At 61.7% G+C, this 18,612-nt stretch carries 16 protein-coding genes; 12 read left to right on the forward strand and 4 right to left on the reverse strand.

Annotated elements, in window-relative coordinates; all coding sequences use genetic code 11:
* Nucleotides 1-60 precede the first annotated feature (60 nt).
* The 5 genes from AB8B20_RS07365 to AB8B20_RS07385 all read left to right on the forward strand — a co-directional run bounded on the left by AB8B20_RS07365 (nucleotide 61) and on the right by AB8B20_RS07385 (nucleotide 4,478).
* Nucleotides 61-975, forward strand: coding sequence for a LysR substrate-binding domain-containing protein (locus AB8B20_RS07365; RefSeq protein ID WP_439072149.1), 915 nt, complete (start codon nucleotides 61-63; stop codon nucleotides 973-975).
* Between the two features lie 211 nt (nucleotides 976-1,186).
* Nucleotides 1,187-2,518, forward strand: coding sequence for an LLM class flavin-dependent oxidoreductase (locus AB8B20_RS07370; RefSeq protein WP_439072150.1), 1,332 nt, complete (start codon nucleotides 1,187-1,189; stop codon nucleotides 2,516-2,518).
* Nucleotides 2,519-2,587: 69 nt separating this feature from the next.
* Nucleotides 2,588-3,112 carry a GNAT family N-acetyltransferase gene (locus AB8B20_RS07375; protein ID WP_439072151.1) on the forward strand — a complete coding sequence of 175 codons (525 nt, stop codon included), beginning with the start codon at nucleotides 2,588-2,590 and terminating at the stop codon, nucleotides 3,110-3,112.
* Nucleotides 3,113-3,298: 186 nt separating this feature from the next.
* Nucleotides 3,299-3,466 carry a 50S ribosomal protein L33 gene (gene rpmG / locus AB8B20_RS07380; RefSeq protein WP_068732385.1) on the forward strand — a complete coding sequence of 56 codons (168 nt, stop codon included), beginning with the start codon at nucleotides 3,299-3,301 and terminating at the stop codon, nucleotides 3,464-3,466.
* A 238-nt stretch (nucleotides 3,467-3,704) separates the two neighbouring features.
* Nucleotides 3,705-4,478: a hypothetical protein gene (locus tag AB8B20_RS07385; RefSeq protein ID WP_439072152.1), complete on the forward strand. Its 774-nt coding sequence runs from the start codon at nucleotides 3,705-3,707 to the stop codon at nucleotides 4,476-4,478.
* A 7-nt stretch (nucleotides 4,479-4,485) separates the two neighbouring features.
* Here the strand turns inward: AB8B20_RS07385 and AB8B20_RS07390 are convergent, their stop codons facing one another.
* Nucleotides 4,486-5,859 (reverse strand): PleD family two-component system response regulator, encoded by a 1,374-nt coding sequence (locus tag AB8B20_RS07390; protein ID WP_439072153.1) that lies wholly within the window; start codon nucleotides 5,857-5,859, stop codon nucleotides 4,486-4,488.
* A gap of 10 nt (nucleotides 5,860-5,869) precedes the next feature.
* Entirely contained in the window at nucleotides 5,870-6,235 is a 366-nt protein-coding gene (locus tag AB8B20_RS07395) for a response regulator (RefSeq protein ID WP_068732379.1), read from the reverse strand.
* Between the two features lie 221 nt (nucleotides 6,236-6,456).
* Between AB8B20_RS07395 and AB8B20_RS07400 the strand changes: the two genes are divergently transcribed.
* The 5 genes from AB8B20_RS07400 to AB8B20_RS07420 all read left to right on the forward strand — a co-directional run bounded on the left by AB8B20_RS07400 (nucleotide 6,457) and on the right by AB8B20_RS07420 (nucleotide 13,524).
* Complete coding sequence (locus AB8B20_RS07400; protein ID WP_089263750.1) at nucleotides 6,457-6,750, forward strand: DUF3572 domain-containing protein; 294 nt, start codon at nucleotides 6,457-6,459, stop codon at nucleotides 6,748-6,750.
* Nucleotides 6,747-8,042: a DNA polymerase IV gene (locus tag AB8B20_RS07405; protein ID WP_309945264.1), complete on the forward strand. Its 1,296-nt coding sequence runs from the start codon at nucleotides 6,747-6,749 to the stop codon at nucleotides 8,040-8,042. Before AB8B20_RS07400 ends, AB8B20_RS07405 begins: the two co-directional genes overlap by 4 nt.
* 519 nt (nucleotides 8,043-8,561) lie before the next feature.
* Nucleotides 8,562-8,969 (forward strand): FixH family protein, encoded by a 408-nt coding sequence (locus AB8B20_RS07410; RefSeq protein WP_439072154.1) that lies wholly within the window; start codon nucleotides 8,562-8,564, stop codon nucleotides 8,967-8,969.
* Nucleotides 8,966-10,372 carry an efflux RND transporter periplasmic adaptor subunit gene (locus AB8B20_RS07415; protein ID WP_439072155.1) on the forward strand — a complete coding sequence of 469 codons (1,407 nt, stop codon included), beginning with the start codon at nucleotides 8,966-8,968 and terminating at the stop codon, nucleotides 10,370-10,372. The genes AB8B20_RS07410 and AB8B20_RS07415 overlap by 4 nt, the downstream gene beginning before the upstream one ends.
* Nucleotides 10,369-13,524, forward strand: a complete 3,156-nt coding sequence (locus tag AB8B20_RS07420) for an efflux RND transporter permease subunit (RefSeq protein WP_439072156.1) — start codon at nucleotides 10,369-10,371, stop codon at nucleotides 13,522-13,524. Before AB8B20_RS07415 ends, AB8B20_RS07420 begins: the two co-directional genes overlap by 4 nt.
* A gap of 28 nt (nucleotides 13,525-13,552) precedes the next feature.
* On the opposite strand, the gene AB8B20_RS07425 is transcribed toward AB8B20_RS07420, so the two are convergent.
* Nucleotides 13,553-14,599, reverse strand: coding sequence for a peptidase M29 (locus AB8B20_RS07425; RefSeq protein WP_439072157.1), 1,047 nt, complete (start codon nucleotides 14,597-14,599; stop codon nucleotides 13,553-13,555).
* Between the two features lie 140 nt (nucleotides 14,600-14,739).
* On the opposite strand from AB8B20_RS07425, the gene AB8B20_RS07430 reads away from it, so the two are divergent.
* Nucleotides 14,740-15,741 (forward strand): flavin reductase, encoded by a 1,002-nt coding sequence (locus AB8B20_RS07430; protein WP_439072158.1) that lies wholly within the window; start codon nucleotides 14,740-14,742, stop codon nucleotides 15,739-15,741.
* 176 nt (nucleotides 15,742-15,917) lie between these two features.
* Here the strand turns inward: AB8B20_RS07430 and AB8B20_RS07435 are convergent, their stop codons facing one another.
* Nucleotides 15,918-16,904 carry an ABC transporter substrate-binding protein gene (locus AB8B20_RS07435; RefSeq protein WP_120292027.1) on the reverse strand — a complete coding sequence of 329 codons (987 nt, stop codon included), beginning with the start codon at nucleotides 16,902-16,904 and terminating at the stop codon, nucleotides 15,918-15,920.
* Nucleotides 16,905-17,078: 174 nt separating this feature from the next.
* Here AB8B20_RS07435 and AB8B20_RS07440 point away from each other — a divergent pair, with 174 nt between their 5' ends.
* Complete coding sequence (locus tag AB8B20_RS07440; protein WP_068732361.1) at nucleotides 17,079-18,458, forward strand: malonyl-CoA decarboxylase; 1,380 nt, start codon at nucleotides 17,079-17,081, stop codon at nucleotides 18,456-18,458.
* The last annotated feature ends 154 nt before the right edge of the window (nucleotides 18,459-18,612 follow it).

Consider the following 18,612-nt stretch of genomic DNA (forward strand, 5'->3'; position numbering starts at 1 on the left):
CCATTCGCCCGTTAGCAGTTATGGGCTTGTTCGGATATTATTTATCCGTATTTTGGATGAATGACCGATACAGTCGCCCTTTTCCAGGCTTTCATCCGCGTCGTCGAAGCGGGCTCATTCACCCGTGTGGCTGAGGAGCAGAATTCCAGTCAGCCGACCGTCAGCCGCCAGGTGGCGACGCTGGAAGACCATCTCGGCACCCGATTGTTCACCCGCACCACCCGCAAGCTGACGCTCACCGATGACGGCCGCAGTTTCTACGAGCGCGCCAAACTGGCGCTGGAAGCCGTTGCCGAGGCCGAGGGCGCGGTAGGACGACGCCGGGCCAGACCATCAGGCACATTGCAGCTGGCGCTTCCCGTGGTGTTCGGGCGGCTACGTGTGATGCCGCATCTGAAGGGATTTCTGTCGCGCTATCCCGATGTCAGCATCGACCTCGTGATGAGCGACGGCTTCAGCGACCTCGTCGAGGACGGCATCGATCTGGCCATCCGTTCCGGCATCGTCACCGATCCCGCGCTAATCGCCAGGAAGATCGGCGTTACCCGCCGCATCCTCGTGGCCTCGCCGTCCTATCTGCGCGGCAAGACGATGCCGGCGCATCCTACCGATCTCGCGGGTCACGATTGCATCCCCTATACGCGCTTCACCACCGGCGTGACCTGGCGCTTCGAAAGTCCGGACGGCCCGATCGCCATCGAAGCCACGGGACCAGTGCGCACGCAGAGTTCGGAAGGCATTCGCGAAGCCGTGATGTCCGGCCTCGGCATCGGCTTCGTGCCGATCTGGCATTTCACCGATGAGATCGAGACCGGCCGTCTCATAGTGTTGCTTGAAGCCTTCGAACCGAAATCGGTGCCGATCAGCGCGGTCTATCCCTCGCGCCGCTTCGTGCCGCAGAAGACCCGCGCCATGATCGACTACCTGGAAACGCAATTCGCGATGGACCCAACGCTGAATCCGAAGCGGGTGTGAGCTCCGTCCTCATGGTGAGGAGGCGCTACTTCAGCGCCGTCTCGAACCATGAGCGCCGGCCTCCATCCTTCGAGACGCGGCGAAGACGCCGCTCCTCAGGATGAGGTTCTGCAGATAATCCACAAATCGCAATAATCTTCTCGTGAGCAGCATCTACCTGCGCGCGTCGGCGTCCCTATCTGTTCCCGACCAGCATCACGGGGAATTCCAGATGGCGAAGCGTCAGTTGAAGCTCGGGGCCTTCATGCGCCCGATCAGCATCCACACCGGCGCATGGCGCTATCCGGGCGCTCAGCCTGACGCCAACTTCAACTTTCCCTTCCTCAAACAGATGATCCGCAAGCTCGAGGCCGGCAAGTTCGACGCCTTCTTCATGGCCGATCATCTCGCCGTGCTGAACATGCCCGTCGAGGCGCTGAAGCGCAGCCACACGGTGACGTCATTCGAGCCCTTCACGCTGCTGTCAGCGCTTGCTGCCGTCACCGACAATATCGGCCTTGTTGCCACCGGCTCCACCACCTTTGACGCGCCCTATCACGTCGCCCGCCGCTTTGCCTCGCTCGATCACATCTCGGGCGGACGCGCCGGCTGGAATATCGTGACAACGTCGAATCCTGATGCCGCGCTCAACTTCGGCCTAGACGATCACATGGAGCATGCCGAGCGCTACAAGCGAGCGCGCGAGTTCTACGACGTCGTTACCGGGCTGTGGGATTCCTTTGCCGACGATGCCTTCATCCGCAACGTCGAGACCGGCATCTTCATGGATCCCGAGAAGATGCATGTGCTCGATCACAAGGGCCCGTATCTCTCGGTCCGCGGCCCGCTGAATATTGCCCGGCCCGTGCAGGGATGGCCGGTGATCGTGCAGGCCGGCGCATCCGAAGACGGTAAGCAGCTTGCCGCCGAAACCGCAGAAGCAGTGTTCACCGGCGGCGGCGCGATCGGTGACGCGCAGAAGCTCTATGCGGATATCAAGGGCCGCATGGCCGCGCTCGGCCGCGACCGCGACCATCTCAAGATCCTGCCGGGCGCTTTCGTGGTGGTCGGCGACAGCGTCGAGGAAGCCAAGGAAAAGCGCGCGCTGCTCGACAGCAAGGTGCATTACGCCAACGCCATCGCCTCCCTTTCGATCAATCTCGGCACCGATGCGTCCGGCTTCGATCCCGATGGTCCCCTGCCCGAGATCCCCGAGACGAATGCCAGCAAGAGCGGCCGCGAGCGCGTGATCGCCCTCGCGAAACGCGAGAACCTGACCGTGCGCCAGCTCGCCCAACGCCTCGGCGGCTATGGCGGCTCGGCTTTCGTCGGCACGCCCCAGACCATCGCCGACCAGATGCAGGAATGGCTGGAAACCGAGGCCTCGGACGGTTTCAACATCATGTTCCCCTACCTGCCGGAGGGCCTGAACGACTTCGTCGACCGGGTTATTCCGGAACTGCAGCGACGGGGTATTTTCCGCACCGAGTATGAGGGGAAGACGCTCAGAGAGAACCTAGGGCTCCCGCGGCCCGAAAATCGGTTCTTCCCTCCCGCGACTTGACTCCGCTGTGGGGGATCGCATCAGCTACTGCTCCCGCCTGTTATGCTGCGATCCCACCCGGACAAATCCATGAGTGCGCATGCCATCCATCTCCTCACGCCGCACGAGGCGTGGGCCAGACGCGATAGCCTCATCGATCTTCTCGTCGACTCGGTCGAAGGCGGGGCCTCGGTCAATTTTGTCTGGCCGATGACTCGCGCAAAGGCCGAGGCGTGGTGGGACGGTACGCTCGCGAGCCACACCCGCGGCGAGCGATTGATCTTTACGGCAGAGGCCGGGGATCGCATCGACGGGACCGTGCAATTGACCCCGGCGCCACAGGAGAATCAGGCCTTCCGCTCGGACATTGCCAAGATGCTGGTGCACCGCCGTGCGCGATGTCAGGGACTGGGCGCCGCGCTGCTGTTGGCGGCGGAACATGAAGCGCAGCGGATCGGCCATACGCTGCTGACACTGGATACCGCCACAGGCGGCGCCGGCGTACGACTCTACGCCAGGCTCGGCTGGACCAAATTCGGCGAAGTTCCCGGCTACGCCACCAACCCGGACAATAGCACCCGGGATGGGGCCAGCTTTTTCTACAAGACGCTCTGATGTCGATTGACCGGAGATTCAGGCCAGCCGTAGCCTGAAAACCGGCTCTTTCCGGGATACCAGCCTGAATTGGAGTGGTTTTTCCACCCAGAAAACCTTGACTTTGGGGCGTTCGGGGCTAGGTTGCGCCCCAACACGGCCAGTTCTCTGGCTGTCACCCGATTCCCGACATTCAGAGGTTCTGCCATGGCCAAAGCGGTCACCATCAAGGTCAAGCTCGTTTCCACCGCGGACACCGGCTTCTACTACACCGCCAAGAAGAATTCGCGCACCATGACCGACAAGATGGTCAAGAAGAAGTACGACCCGGTCGCGCGCAAGCACGTTGAATTCAAGGAAGCCAAGATCAAGTAAGCGCTGAACACAGCTGCTGACGGATTTTGAACGGGGCCCTTTCGGGTCCCGTTTTCTTTTAACCTCTCCTCGCAAGAAGCCCGGCTCAATCGTTTCAATTTTAGCGATGCGCGCAGTATCGCATTTACCCTGCCACAACTATGGCGGGCATGAAGCCTGCGATTGAAACGGTATTCACGTCATTTCGTGCGACAAGTCGGTATCATTCGACGCAATTGATTTGCATCGGGAGCAACCCTTGTCTTTCCGCGATTCAGACACGACGGCTGGCCAGTTCACGTCTGCGGTGTCTCTAGCGGGCGTTTTCGTTCGCTACGCATTCTATTTTTTCGGAATGATCGTGTTCGGGCTCATCGCCTTCGGGGTGATCTGGCTCTGGGGCAATCGCGTCCAGGTGGTCCAGGACAAGCCAGCTTTCAGGATCACTGACGGCAGCTTCACAAGGTTACCCGTCAGCTCCGATATCATCACCAGTGGACTGCTTGGCCGTGTTGAGGTCATGCAATACGGGGCACTGGATCATCGCGGGATCGATCTCACCGTGGCGATCGCATTCCCGCCCCCGGGCGGCCTCCAGACGCGGCCGACTTTCGAACCGCGCGAAACAAAGCTTTTGCGCAACATGCGCTTCCAGACGCTCTCCACGCACTTCGATCTGGAAACGCGCTACGGCCCTGTCCATGCCGTCGAAACGCGCGTCGAGACCGATGGCCGCTGGAAACAGTGCCTTGCCTTCAGCTCGCGCTTCGATACCAGAGCTGTATTCCTGAGCGGCTGGACCTGCGACGCCACCGGCACCAAGCCGGGCGCGGATGCCCTCGCCTGCGCGCTCGACAAACTCGTGATCGATAAGGAATTGCCGACGAAAGAAGCCGACGCCTATCTGCGCGCACGCATGACGCGCCCGGCTTACTGCGCGGCCCGGCAGGTCACGCAGACTTTCGATACGGGATCACGCCCCATCGCGCCGCCGTCGCGATGGTCGCAGCCGTCAGCACGAACGCGGCTGTGATCGTGGCTTACGCGGCCGCAGCAACCACGCGGTTGCGGCCATCATGCTTGGCGCGATACAGCGCCACGTCGGCACGCTTGAGCACGTCGGCGACGGGCTCGCCCTTCTTCTCCAGCGTCGACAACCCGATCGAGATCGTGACCTCGATGCGCTTGTTGCCCTTGTCGATGGAGAACGGCTCGCCTGCAATCGAGCGGCGCAGACGCTCGGCCACCATACCGGCGACGTGCATGTCTGTCTCGGGCATGACGATGACGAATTCCTCGCCGCCGTAGCGACAGGCCAGATCGATGCCCCGGATCGACTTGCGAATGCGCACGGCGAATTCGCGCAGCACGTCGTCACCGCAATCATGGCCATGATTGTCATTGATCGACTTGAAGAAGTCGATGTCGAGCATCATCAGCGCCAGCGGCTTGCCGCGGGTGGCCGCCTGCTCTGCCAGCGTTTCCAGATGGCTTTCCATGTAACGGCGGTTGTGCAGTCCGGTCAGACCGTCGGTGATCGCAGCTTCGATGGAGTGCTGAACGTTGTCGCGCAGATGATCGGTGTAACGGCGACGGCGGACCTGCGTGCGGGCGCGGGCCAGCAGCTCGTTCTTGTCCACCGGGCGCATCAGGTAGTCGTTGACGCCGATCTCGAGACCACGCAACAGCCGCGGATTGTTATCGGCATCAGCAATCGCGAGAATCGGAATCTGCCGCGTGCGCTCCAGCGAACGCGCCTGGCTGCACAGCCGCAATCCGTCGTAATTCTCGAGGCTCAGCGAGACAATGAGCAGATCGTAATTGCCCTCGGCGGCATGAAACAGCGCCTCGGTCGGATTGGGTTCGACATCGACGGTGTGTTCGGCCGACAGGACAGGTGCCAGCCGCTCATAGGATGACGGACGATCGTCAACCAGCAGGATGCGTCCACCCACACCCAGATCAGACACGGCGCTGCGCTCAGGCGCCTGCACGCCGATTTCCAGCGAGGTGATGGCGCGCATGCGCAGCTCATCGGTCATCATCTTCAAACGCGTCAGCGAGCGCACGCGCGCCACCAGCACGGCATCGGCGACGGGCTTGGTGAGGAAGTCATCGGCGCCGGCTTCCAGACCGCGCACGCGATCCGACGGCGAATCCAGCGCCGTGACCATCACCACCGGAATGAAATGCGTCTTCGGATTGGCTTTCAGGCGACGGCAGACTTCGAAGCCGTCCATGTCGGGCATCATGACGTCGAGCAGGATCAGGTCGCATTCGGACCGCGCGCAGACTTCCAGCGCCTGTGCGCCGTTGGACGCGGTGATGACGTCGAAATACTCCGCCGAGAGACGGGCTTCCAGAAGTTTCACGTTGGCGGGGATGTCATCGACGACAAGAATACGCGCTGACATAGGGAACTCCCTAACCGATGAACCGACGCACGGTTTCGATAAATTTTCCGACCGAAATGGGCTTTGACAAATAGGCTTCGCAGCCGCCTTCGCGGATACGTTCTTCGTCGCCCTTCATGGCGAAGGCTGTGACGGCGACGACGGGGATCATGCTGATCGCAGGATCCTTCTTGATCCATCCGGTTACTTCGAGACCGGAGACCTGCGGTAGCTGAATATCCATGAGGATGAGATCGGGGCGCAGCGAGCGGACAAGATCGAGCGCTTCATAGCCATTGCTCGTGCCGACAGTCTGATAGCCATGGGCTTCCAGCAGGTCACGGAAGAGCTTCATGTTGAGCTCGTTGTCCTCCACGATCAGGACGGTTTTTGCCATCCCGCCCTCCAATCCAGAACCCGAGCGTTCTTGTTTCGCGGAGCATGATTGCCCTGCGTCACCGGCCAATGTGATGTTCGAAGCGAACTTCCAAATTCACTTCGGCCACCCGCCGAAGTGCCCGTGTACCGCGCATATCCCTGCAACTGGAATCGCCCCGGTGACTCGGGCATGATGATTTAAAATAGAGACGATAAGTTACGGAAAGGCAAACACGCGTGATGAAAAAACCCCAGCGCCACCCCAGCGAAGTTGCTGAAATCGTTGCGATTCAGGCGCTGTCCTTCGTTGCCGGGGAACCTGAGCGGCTGGGCCTGTTCCTGTCCGAGAGTGGAATCGGTCCGGAGACTCTCCGCTCGGCTGCCAAGGATCCACAGTTCCTCGTCAGCGTGCTCGATTTCGTGCTGCGCGACGACGAGACCGTGAAGGCGTTTTCGGCGTCGTCGCAACTGGACCCCACCACCATCGCCGCCGCGCGGCAGGCGCTCGATCCCCGCGGGCAGGACTTTACGTGAGCCCCTCTCCGGCAGAGCTGAGCGGACCGCGCTGCTTCTGCCGGGATTGCCTTGTCGATCTGGATGCACGCGTCAAGCGCTGCACGTCATGCGGGTCGCCGCGCCTGGTGCGACACCACGCACTGCCGTCGCTGACGCTGGCACATATCGACTGCGATGCGTTCTACGCCACCGTTGAGAAGCGCGACAATCCCGACATCGTCGATCGGCCCGTCATCATCGGCGGCGGCAAGCGTGGCGTGGTGTCTGCGGCCTGCTACATCGCGCGCACCTATGGCGTGCGCTCGGCGATGCCGATGTTCAAGGCGCTCGATCTCTGCCCCGACGCCGTCGTGGTGCGGCCTGACATGGCGAAATATGTCCGCGTCGGCCGCGAGGTCCGCCATGCCATGCAGGCGCTGACGCCGCTGGTCGAACCATTGTCGATCGACGAAGCCTTCCTCGACCTGTCGGGCACGCAGCGCGTCCACGGCATGATTCCCGCCAAGGTGCTGGCGAAATTCGCCGCCGATATCGAACGCACTGTCGGCATCACGGTTTCGGTCGGCCTGTCGGTCAACAAATTCCTCGCCAAGATTGCCAGCGACCTCGACAAGCCGCGCGGCTTCGCCACGCTCGATCAGGAAGACGCTGTGGCGATGCTCGCGGATCGGCCCGTCAGCTTCATCTACGGCGTCGGCCCGGCGACCGCGGAGAAACTCTCGCAGCGCGGCTTCCGCAAGATCAGCGATCTGCAGCGCGCCGATGAGACCGACCTGATGAAGCAGTTCGGCGGCGAAGGCCGCAGGCTGTGGCGCCTGGCGCGCGGCATCGACGACCGCCTTGTTGTCGCCGATCGCGGCGCCAAGACGATTTCCAACGAGACGACGTTCAACGAAGACATCCGCGACTACGCCACGCTGGAAAAGATTCTGTGGCGACTGTCGGAGAAGGTTTCATCGCGTCTCAAGAGCAGCGAATTGTCCGGCACAACGGTGACGCTGAAACTCAAGACCGCGGATTTCCGCCAGCGCACCCGCTCGCAGTCGATCCAGTCGCCGACGCAGATGGCGGCGCGTATCTTCGATATCAGTCGCGAGATGCTGGCAAAGGAAATCGACGGCACCGCCTTCCGCCTGATCGGCACCGGCGTCAGCGCGCTCAAGCCCGGCAACGAGGCCGGCGACGACAACATGCTCGACCGCCGCTCGTCGCATGCCGAGCGGGCGATGGACGACCTCAGGAAGAAGTTCGGCAGCGCCGCGGTGATCCGCGGCATCGCCTATGACGGACCGGAGAAGCCAAGGACATAATCCCCATAGGGATTGCGAAGTTGTGATGTGCCCGGGCTTCCCACGCTGTGGTGGCCGTGAGATGGTCGAATATGGATCTTCGTCGACTCCTGAAATTCTTTCTGGCGATCTTCGTGACCATCGGCCTGTCGGTGGCGCCAATGGTGACTCCGGCGACTGCCAACGGTCCGTCGGCCACGATGACCGACATGTCGGCGATGTCTGGAGACATGCCCTGCTGCCCATCCGAACAGAAGAGTAAGGATTGCCAGGACTGTCCCCTTCTCGCGATTTGTATATTGAAGACCGCCCAGGCGGGGCCCTCCCTGGCGCCACCCATGACGGTTCGCCACGCCGTCCGAACGTACCACTCGGTGCTGAATGACGCGCTGACTGATGGCGTCAACCGCCCGCCTCCAGACCACCCTCCTCGCACTTCGATCTGAGCGGCGCTGAGCGCCGTCGCTGCCGCGTGCCTCCAGGCGCGCGGATGACGCATGCCGTTCGCGGCACATCAGATTCAATCGAGGATACCAAATCATGAAGAGGTTTAACTCCCCGCGCGCCTTCCGGGCCGCGTTGATCGCTGTCGCTTTGGGCGGCGTAAGCACGGCTGCACTGGCTGACATCAAGGACTACACGTTCGAGCTCGTCGATCAGTCCGTTCAGGCCGGACCCGACAAGATCATCACCGTCCGCTTGATGAACACCAAGACCGGCAAGCCCGTGCCGGATGCCGTTATTTTCGCAACCCGTCTCGACATGGCTCCTGACGGCATGCAGGAGATGGCCACCAAGGTCACGCCAGTATCGGGGGCCGAGCCCGGCACCTACAAGTTCAAGGCCACTTTCGGAATGGCCGGTCGCTGGCAGCTTTCTCTGGGCGCCAAGGTGCAGGGAGAAACCGGCTCCGTCGAGAACAAGCTCGTCATCACGGCGCAGAAATGAACCGCGCCGTTTTAGCTGGTACCGCCGCCGCGTTCATCGCGGCGGCCGGAGGCGGATTCATCATCGCGCAGCGACCGTTGACGCGCAACGTTGTCGCCGTCACTGCCGCTTCGGCACAAGAAATCCAGGCGCCGATCTACTATCAGGATCCGGACGGGAAGCCCGCATACTCGTCGACGCCGACGAAAACGCCGGACGGCCGCAACTACCGCGCCGTTCCGGCAAACGCTGACATCAGCTTCGAGGATATCGTAACCGAGCCGATGCCGGGTCCAAACTCGGTGAGTACGGAGCGTAGGATCAAGTATTACCGCAATCCGATGGGACTTCCTGACGCGTCGCCAACGCCGAAGAAGGACTCCATGGGGATGGATTACATCCCGGTATTCGACGGCGACGATTCCGACGATGGATCGGTCAAGCTCTCTCCGGGCAAGATACAGCGCACGGGCGTGAAGTCCGAGCCAGCCGCTAGGCGCGTGATCCTGACGACGATCCGTGCACCCGGCACGATCCAGCTCGACGAGCGGCGCATCTCCGTGATCTCGATGCGCGCGGAAAGCTGGGTGCAGAAGGTTGCCGACGTCACCACCGGCACGAAGGTCCGCAGCGGGCAGCCCTTGATGGATATCTACAGCCCCGCGGTCTCGTCCGCTGCGGCGGAATACGTCGCGACGATCACGTCGAAGACGACGGGCGGCGATGGACTGTACGGGCGCGGGTCACGTCAACGGATCATGAATCTCGACGTTCCGGACACGGTGATTGCCGAAATCGAGAAGAGCCGTATCGTCCCGATCTCCATCGCCTGGGCCGCACCGCGGGACGGCATCGTTCTTGAGCGCAACGCCATCGAAGGAATGCGGGCGCAACCCGGCGACATCCTCTTTCGTATCGCCGACACGTCGCTGGTCTGGGCAATGGTCGATGTCGCGGAGCGCGATCTTGGAACCATTGCCGTCGGACAGCCGGTGACCGTCCGGACGCGTAGCCTCTCCGGCAGGCAGTCTGCCGGCAAGATCAACGTCATCTACCCGCAGGTCAATCGCGAGACCCGGACGACACGTGTCCGTATCGAACTCACAAACGCCGATCTCGCTCTGCTACCGGACATGTATATCGACGCTTCGATCGAGACCGGAGGTGCGGATCCGGTCGTGTCCGTCCCCGAGAGCGCTGTGATCGACACCGGCACCCAGCAATCGGTGTTCATCGACAAAGGACAGGGGCGCTTCGAACCGCGCAGCGTCGGACTCGGCCGTCGCGGCGGCGGCTATGTCGAAATCCGCGAGGGAGTCGCAGACGGCGAACCAGTCGTCATTTCGGCCAATTTCCTGATCGATGCAGAAAGCAATCTGAAGGCAGCGTTGAAGGGCTTTTCCGACGCGAGGAGCCCACAATGATCGCCCGCATCATCGCATGGTCGGCGCGCAATCTGCTGCTGGTGTTGTTCGGCACAGGGTTTGCCGCAGCCGCGGGCATCTACGCGCTCGCGCATCTGCCGCTCGACGCCATCCCGGATCTCTCCGACACGCAGGTCATCGTCTATACGGAGTATCCCGGCCAGGCGCCGCAGGTGATCGAGGATCAGGTCACTTATCCGCTGACAACGGCAATGCTCACGGTGCCGAAGTCGAAAGTGGTGCGCGGATTCTCGTTCTTCGGCGTGTCGTTCGTCTATGTCATCTTCGAAGACGGGACCGACATCTACTGGGCCCGGTCGCGCGTTCTCGAATTCCTGAACGGAGCCACGTCCCGCCTGCCCGCCGGCGTCACGCCGACGATGGGCCCCGACGCCACCGGCGTCGGCTGGGTCTACCAGTACGCGATCATGTCCAAGGAATTGAACCTTGCCGACACACGGGCGATCCAGGACTGGAATCTGAAGTTTGCGCTCGCCAAAGCCGAAGGCGTCGCCGAAGTCGCCAGCGTTGGCGGCTTCGTCAAGCAATACAACGTCGTGCTCGATCCGCTTCGGATGCGCGACCTCGGCATCACCATGCAGAAGATGCGGGATGCCATTCGCGCCAGCAACGCCGACGTCGGCGGTCGCACGGTGGAGCTGTCCGAATTCGAATATGTCATCCGCGGCAAGGGCTATCTGAAGTCGATCAACGACCTCGGCAATGTCGTGCTCAAGTCGAACAACGGCACGCCAGTCCTGTTGCGCGACGTCGCGCGCGTCGAACTGGGCCCCGACGAGCGGCGCGGCATCACCGAACTCAATGGTGAAGGCGAAGTCGCCAGCGGCATCGTGTTGCAACGCTTCGGCGTCAATGCGCTCGACGTCATCGAGAACGTCAAGAAGCGTTTCAAGGAGATCGCCAGCAGTCTGCCGAATTCCGTCGAGATCGTTCCGGTTTACGATCGCTCCAACCTGATCAACGCCGCCATCGCCACGCTCAAGCACACATTGCTGGAGGAAAGCGCTGTCGTCGCACTCGTCTGCATTTTGTTCTTGCTGCATGTCCGCAGTGCCCTGGTTGCGATCCTGATGCTGCCGGTCGGCGTGCTGATGGCGTTCGGCGCCATGAAGCTACTCGGTCTTGGCTCCAACATCATGAGTCTCGGCGGCATCGCGATCGCTATAGGCGCCATGGTCGACGCCGCCATCGTCATGATCGAGAACGCCCACAAGCATCTCGAACGCGCGGATCCCGGCAAGTCGCGTGTCGAGGTCCTGATCGAGGCAGCCTCCGAAGTCGGCCCGGCACTGTTCTTCAGCCTGTTGATCATCACCGTGTCGTTCATGCCAATCTTCACGCTGGAATCCCAGGAAGGACGTCTGTTCAGCCCGCTGGCGTTCACCAAGACGTTTTCGATGGCAGCCGCCGCCATCCTGTCGGTGACGCTGGTCCCGGCCCTGATGATCATCTTCGTTCGCGGCCGGATCGTTCCGGAACACAAGAACCCGATCAACCGCTTTCTGATCTGGGTCTACCGGCCTGTCATCACCGTTGTGATGCGCGCGAAGACGCTGGTCGTCCTGCTCGCACTCGCCATTCTCGCGGCGAGTGTCTGGCCGGCTCGTCAGCTCGGGACCGAATTCATGCCCAGTCTGAACGAGGGCACGCTCATGTACATGCCGACGACGCTGCCGGGCATCTCCGTCACCAAGGCCGGAGAACTGCTGCAGATGCAGGACAGGATCATCCGGTCGTTTCCGGAGGTGGCTTCGGTCTACGGCAAGGCGGGGCGCGCTGCCACGGCGACCGATCCCGCCCCCTCTGAAATGTTCGAGACAATCATCAACCTCAAACCGAAGGAGGAGTGGCGACCCGGTCTCACGGTCGATGGACTGATCGCCGAGATGGACAAGGCGCTGCAGTTTCCGGGCGTGTCGAATGCCTGGACCATGCCGATCAAGGCCCGCATCGACATGCTGTCGACAGGCATCCGCACACCCATCGGCGTGAAGGTGATCGGCACCGACCTCGTCGAGATCGACCGGCTTGCCAAGCAGATCGAGCAGGTGCTCAAGGCGGTACCGGGCACATCGTCGGCCTATGCCGAGCGCGGCATCGGCGGCTACTACCTCGATGTGACACCGGATCGAGAGGCATTGGCCCGCTACGGCATCATGATCCAGGACGTCCAGGACGTGATCGGAACCGCGCTCGGCGGCCAGACGGTAACGACGACCGTGGAAGGCCGGCAACGCTTCACCGTCAACATGCGGTACCCGCGCGACCTCAGAGACAGTCCGCAGGCCATCGCCAGCGACGTGCTGGTGCCGATGCCCGGAGGTGGCGCGGTCCCACTCGGCGAAGTCGCCAGGATTGCGCTGGCGAGAGGGCCGACGTCGATCCGTACCGAGAACGGACAGTTGACCACCTACATCTATGTCGACATCCGCGACCGCGACCTCGGCGGCTACGTGGCCGATGCGCAGCGTGCCGTCCAGGCGAGCATTCAATTCCCGCTCGGCTACTACGTGATGTGGAGCGGCCAGTACGAATATCTCGAACGCGCGACGGCGCGCCTGAAGATCGTCGTGCCGGTGACGCTGCTGATCATCTTCCTGCTACTGTACCTGAACTTCCGGTCGATCACCGAAACGATGATCGTCATGCTGTCGCTGCCGTTCGCGCTGGTCGGCGGCCTTTGGCTGATGTGGTGGCTCGGTTTCAACCTGTCGGTTGCAGTCGTCGTCGGTTTCATTGCGCTGGCCGGCGTTGCCGCCGAGACCGGCGTCGTAATGCTGATCTATTTGAATCAAGCATTGACTGCGATCCAGGCCCAACGGGATATTGAAGGACGGCCGCTGACACGCAACGACCTGTACGACGCCATCATGGAAGGAGCCGTCGAACGCGTCCGTCCCAAGATGATGACGGTGGTCGCCATCATGGCGGGCCTGCTGCCGATCATGTGGAGCACCGGCACGGGCTCGGAGATCATGCAGCGCATCGCGGTGCCGATGATCGGCGGCATGATCTCGTCAACGCTGCTCACACTGATTGTGATCCCGGCGATCTATGCAATTGTTAAGGGCTATCGGCTGCCTCAGGCTGGCTTGATCTCGGCAGAAGAGATAGTGCCCGTAACCAGATAGCCCGGAGCTTGGAGCGACGTGTTCGGACTCAGCCGAACACGTCCTGCAACTCGCCGTCCTTGATCACGTCCACACCATCGAGCGTGATTGTGGTCTTGAAGATCGGCAGATCGAAATGGCCGGCGGTGTAGCGCCCGGCGAATTCGTTGGCGCCAGTGGAGAACAGGAAATTGCCGGCCACCGCACGGATTTCCGTGCCGTTGGTGTCGCGCTGGTCATACATCTGCAGCGCCTCATAGCGTGCATTGGGATTCATGCCCCAGCCCACATGCGACACGGCATAGGCTTCGCGATCGCCCCAGGCGGCGAGATAGCGCTTCATCATCTCGGCATCGGCGCCCTCGCCCGTGAGCTCGGTGAGATAGTCGTCCTTGAACAACATCTTCACCGGCGACGTCAGATAGCGCTTGAAGGTCAGATTGATATCGCCCGCATCCATCACCACGGTGCCATTGATGGTCTTGCTCTTCGGGAAGCTCACCACGATGCCGCCCGGCCAATGTGCCAGCGTGCCCGGCTTGTCGGTCCAGCCCCAGACACCGACGGTGGCCGCGCCTTCCATGTTGACGTCGAGATCGGTGCCCGCCTTCGAGGTCACCTTCATGTGCTTCGTGCCGCGCAGCATCTTCGCCGCCGCGCGCACGCGCTTCTCGAGCGCCGAGTCCGGCACCATGCGCTCGAGCGCTTCCGGATGCTCGTTGGAGATCACGAGAATGCGCGCGCCGGCCTTCAGGATCTCCGGTGTTTCCTTCGCATGCATCAGGCCTTCGATGGTGCAGTCGACGACGAAACCGGCCTGCTGCAATGCTGACACCACCGGCCCGAGCTGCTGGATCGCTTCCGACGCGCCGGTGGAGCGGATCGGCACGACCTGCTTGTTGCGCGGCGTCGGCACCACGACATGGAACGGCCGCGCGCCCATGCGGAGCAATGCCAATTCGGCAATGTGCACATTCAATGCGCGCGATTGCGTCTCGGAGAGGATGGCGGCAGTGTCGCCGGGCTTGACCGCGCAGCGCTCGAAGATCTCGCAGAATGCGTCGATCCATTTCGCCTCGATGCGATCCGCCAGCATGCCGTTTCTCCGTGTTTTAAAGCGATTATGGTTGGATGATAGGCGCGGTCATGTTATATGAAAAGGAATATTTTTAATCTTGAAGGACAATCCGGCGCTGTATTTTGAGCAGTCGCGGGTGTCGCGGAGCGGCGAATTCCATGGCGTTTGACAAGACGGCGCAGGACAAGGTCGCGGATAACAAGCTCCCGGACAAGGCGCAGGCGGTCAACCCCGCGACGTTTCGTCAGGCGCTGGGCCAATTCCCGACCGGCGTCACCGTCGTCACCGCCACCAATGGCGACCATCCCGTCGGCATGACCGCGAACTCCTTCTCATCTGTGTCGCTCGATCCGCCGCTGGTGCTGTGGAGCGTCGCTAAATCTTCGCCCAGCCACGATCCCTTCGTCGAAGCTGATGCCTTCGCCATTCACTTTCTCGGCGCCGATCATGGCGAGCTCGCGATGCGTTTCGGCCGTCGCGGCTCCGACAAGTTTGCTGATATCGCCCATGCGCCGGGCATCAGCGGCGCACCGCTGATTGAGGGCCTCGCGCCGATCTTCGAATGCAAGACCTGGGCGCGCTATCCCGGCGGCGACCACACGATCCTGGTCGGTGAAGTCGTGCATTTCGTCGAACGCAATCACGACCCCCTCGTCTTCCACTCCGGACAACTGCGCCGCATCGACAAGGCACAGCCACGTGCGCCGGCCCTGGCCAGCAACAGTTTTGCGCGCAGCTACCTGTCCTATCTGCTGGCGCGCGCCAGCTTCAATGTATCCAGCTCGTTTCATGCGCGGTTGAAGGAATGGGACCTCACCGTGCCGGAATGGCGCGTGCTAGCCTGCCTCGCCGATGTCGAAGGGCTGTCGGTCGGCGAACTCGCCGCGATGGCGCTGATGAAGCAGCCCGGTCTCACCAAGGTGCTCGACCGCATGGAGCGCGACGAGCTGTTGAAGCGCAAGAGCACATCCAACGATCGGCGCCGCGTCACGCTCTACCTGACCGCGAAAGGCCGCGCGCGCGTCAAGCCCGTGCAGAAGGCGGCGCTCGAACATGAGACAGAGCTGCTGAAGCGCTTCAGCGACGACGAGCGCGCGACCATCAAATACACGCTGGATCTCCTGATCGACAGCGGCATGTCGGACGTGGTGAGCGAGTAGAACAGCTCCCAGCGTAGGATGGGTAGAGCGCAGCGAAACCCATCACTTTCAGTGCATGTGGGCGATGGGTTTCGCAGCGCTACGCTGCGCGTAACGCCGCTCTACCCATCCTACAATTCAAACGAAAATGGCCGGGACATGCCCGACCATCACGTCATTGTCGATGTCGCTCGCCGTTACTTGATCGGCGCGACGACCTTGCCCTTCAGCTCGGAGACGTCGAGCTTCTTCGGCAGCATTCCGGATTCGACATAGGTGTCGAGCATCTTCTGGATCGCGTCGAAATTCGGCGCAGCACCCGGATCCCTGGCGAAATCATTGTCCTTCAGCAGATAGGTTTCCAGCACCGGGATCGGCGCCTTCATCACTTCATTGACTACCTTCAGCGTTTCGTCGCGGTTGGCCAGCGCCTTCTGCATGCCCAGCGTCAGATCGCGTACATACATCTTGGCCAGTTCCGGATTCTTCTCGATGAAGTCGGCACGGCAGGCTTCGAGAATGTGCACGATGCCGTCCTGCTGCTGCGACAGCGAGAACAGCTTGCGGGTGCCGCCCTTGGCTTCCATGCGCGCGGCGAAAGGCTGGTTCATCACGGCGGAGTCGACGCGGCCCGAACGCAACGCCTCTTCCGAGAGCGCGAAGCCGACTTCAACCAGCTTGACGTCCTTGGCCGGATCGAGACCGGCCTGCTTCAGCAGGATCGCCATCGGGCCATAGATGCCGGAGCCGAGCGTGTTGATCGACATCGTCTTCCCCTTGAGGTCGGCGATGGTCTTGATCGGCGAGTCGTCCTTTACTGCCCAATAGACCGAAAAGCTGCCCGGCTTTTCGAACACGTGCTGCGCGACGATCGAAGCCTTGAGGTTGCCGCTCTGCACGCCCTGCGCCAGTGCCAGCACCGATTGCGTCGCGCAATCCAGCGCGCCGGCCGCGAGTGCCTGCGTCATCGGCGCGGTGCCCTGAAACTGCACCCACTCGATATTGTATTTCTTGCCGAGATCCGCGAATTCCTGCGGACGCTTCATCATCCAGTATTTGGATTCTTCGGCCGGGATGGTCCAGCCAACCTTGATGGTTTGTTGGGCAAATGCCGAGCCACTGCTCAGCAACGCTCCGAGTGCCAGAGCCGCCACAACGCCACGCTTCGATGCGATCCGCTTCATCCTGAATTCCTCTGTTTTCAGCGATCCGGCCGCAGTCAGAAACGAATGCAATTCTCTTGCCGAAGCGCTCCCCACTCACAATTGTTTCATGCTTCAAATGATCGCGCAATATGCCTCGCTATGGGCTATATTGAAGCAGACTGGTTGAACTGCCAGCCCGGGAATTGATTCACCATGAGCAATGACTCCTTCTTCTCCGACCTCCTCGCATCCATCTCGGAACGCGGACGCACTCTGCTGCGGCTCGGTCCCGCATCTGTCGATCCCAAACAGAACGCATCGGATTTGATCGAACTCTGTACGGAGCTGTTGTCCGGACGCGGCGAAGCGTCCGGCACGGTCCTCGCGCGCGGCGTGCTCGATCGCTACAAGAGTCTCGACGAGGCCGGTCGTCTCACCTTCTTCGAGAACCTCGCACAGAATTACGGTCCCGATCGTGACAAGCTTGAGAAGGCCATCGAAGCATGGCGTGCCAAGCCGACCGGCGACGTCTCCGGCGAATTGCATTTCGCATCCGAGCCGCAGCGGCAGGAACTGTTTCGCCGGCTGAACCGCGCGCCGAACGCGACCAGCGAACTCGTGAAGATGCGTGAAGATCTTCTCGATCTGAAGAATGGTAACAAAGACCTCAACGCCGTCGATCGCGACGTCGTTCATCTCTTGGCATCGTGGTTCAACAGGGGATTTCTGGTGCTGCGCAAGATCGACTGGTCCACGCCCGCCAATGTGCTCGAAAAAGTCATCAAATATGAAGCGGTGCATGAGATCCACGACTGGGACGATCTGCGCCGCCGCATCGATCCCGTCGATCGCCGCTGCTACGCGTTCTTCCACCCGGCCCTTGTCGATGAACCGCTGATCTTCGTCGAAGTTGCGCTCACCGAAACCATTCCGGGCGCCATCGCGCCGCTGCTGGCCGTCGATCGCCAGCCGGTGCCGATCGAGCGCGCGCGCACCGCGGTGTTCTATTCGATCTCCAACTGCCAGCGCGGCCTCGGCGGCATTTCCTTCGGCAATTTCCTGATCAAGCAGGTGGTCGAGGAACTGCGCCGCGAATTGCCGAAGCTCGATACGTTCGTGACGCTGTCACCGGTGCCGGGTTTCATGAAGTGGCTCAAGAAGGCCGATGACCTCAACCTGTCCAATGAGGATCAGGCGCTGGTCGACATGCTCGCCGATCCGCTATGGGTCAACGACACAGCGCTGACGGCGCAGCTCAAACCGGTGATGGAGCAGCTCGCCGCGCACTACTTCCTGAAAGCCAAGAGCCCGCGCGGCGGCCCGATCGATTCCGTCGCCCGCTTCCATCTCGGCAATGGCGCACGGCTCGAGCGTATCGACTGGCTCGGCGACACCTCAGCCAAGGGCCTGCGCGAGTCCGCCAGTCTGATGGTGAACTATCTGTATCGTCTCGACGATATCGAGAAGAACCACGAAGCCTATGCCGACCATTACGAGATCGCGGCATCGAGCGCGGTGAAGAAGCTGCTGAAGAGTGAAAGCGGCGGTGGCCTGCGTTTGCTGGACAGCATGCGGTTGTCGCGGGCGGAGTGACGAACTTCACCTCTCCCCGCTTGCGGGGAGAGGTCGACTGAAACACGCGAAGCGCGTGGAAGTCGGGTGAGGGGGACTCTCCACCTGCTCAGCTCTCGGAGAGTCCCCCTCACCCGTCGCGGACTTCGTCCGCGCGACCCTCTCCCCGCCTTGC

The sequence above is a fragment of the Tardiphaga sp. 866_E4_N1_4 genome, from assembly GCF_052076075.1.
Classification (GTDB): Bacteria; Pseudomonadota; Alphaproteobacteria; order Rhizobiales; family Xanthobacteraceae; genus Tardiphaga; species Tardiphaga robiniae.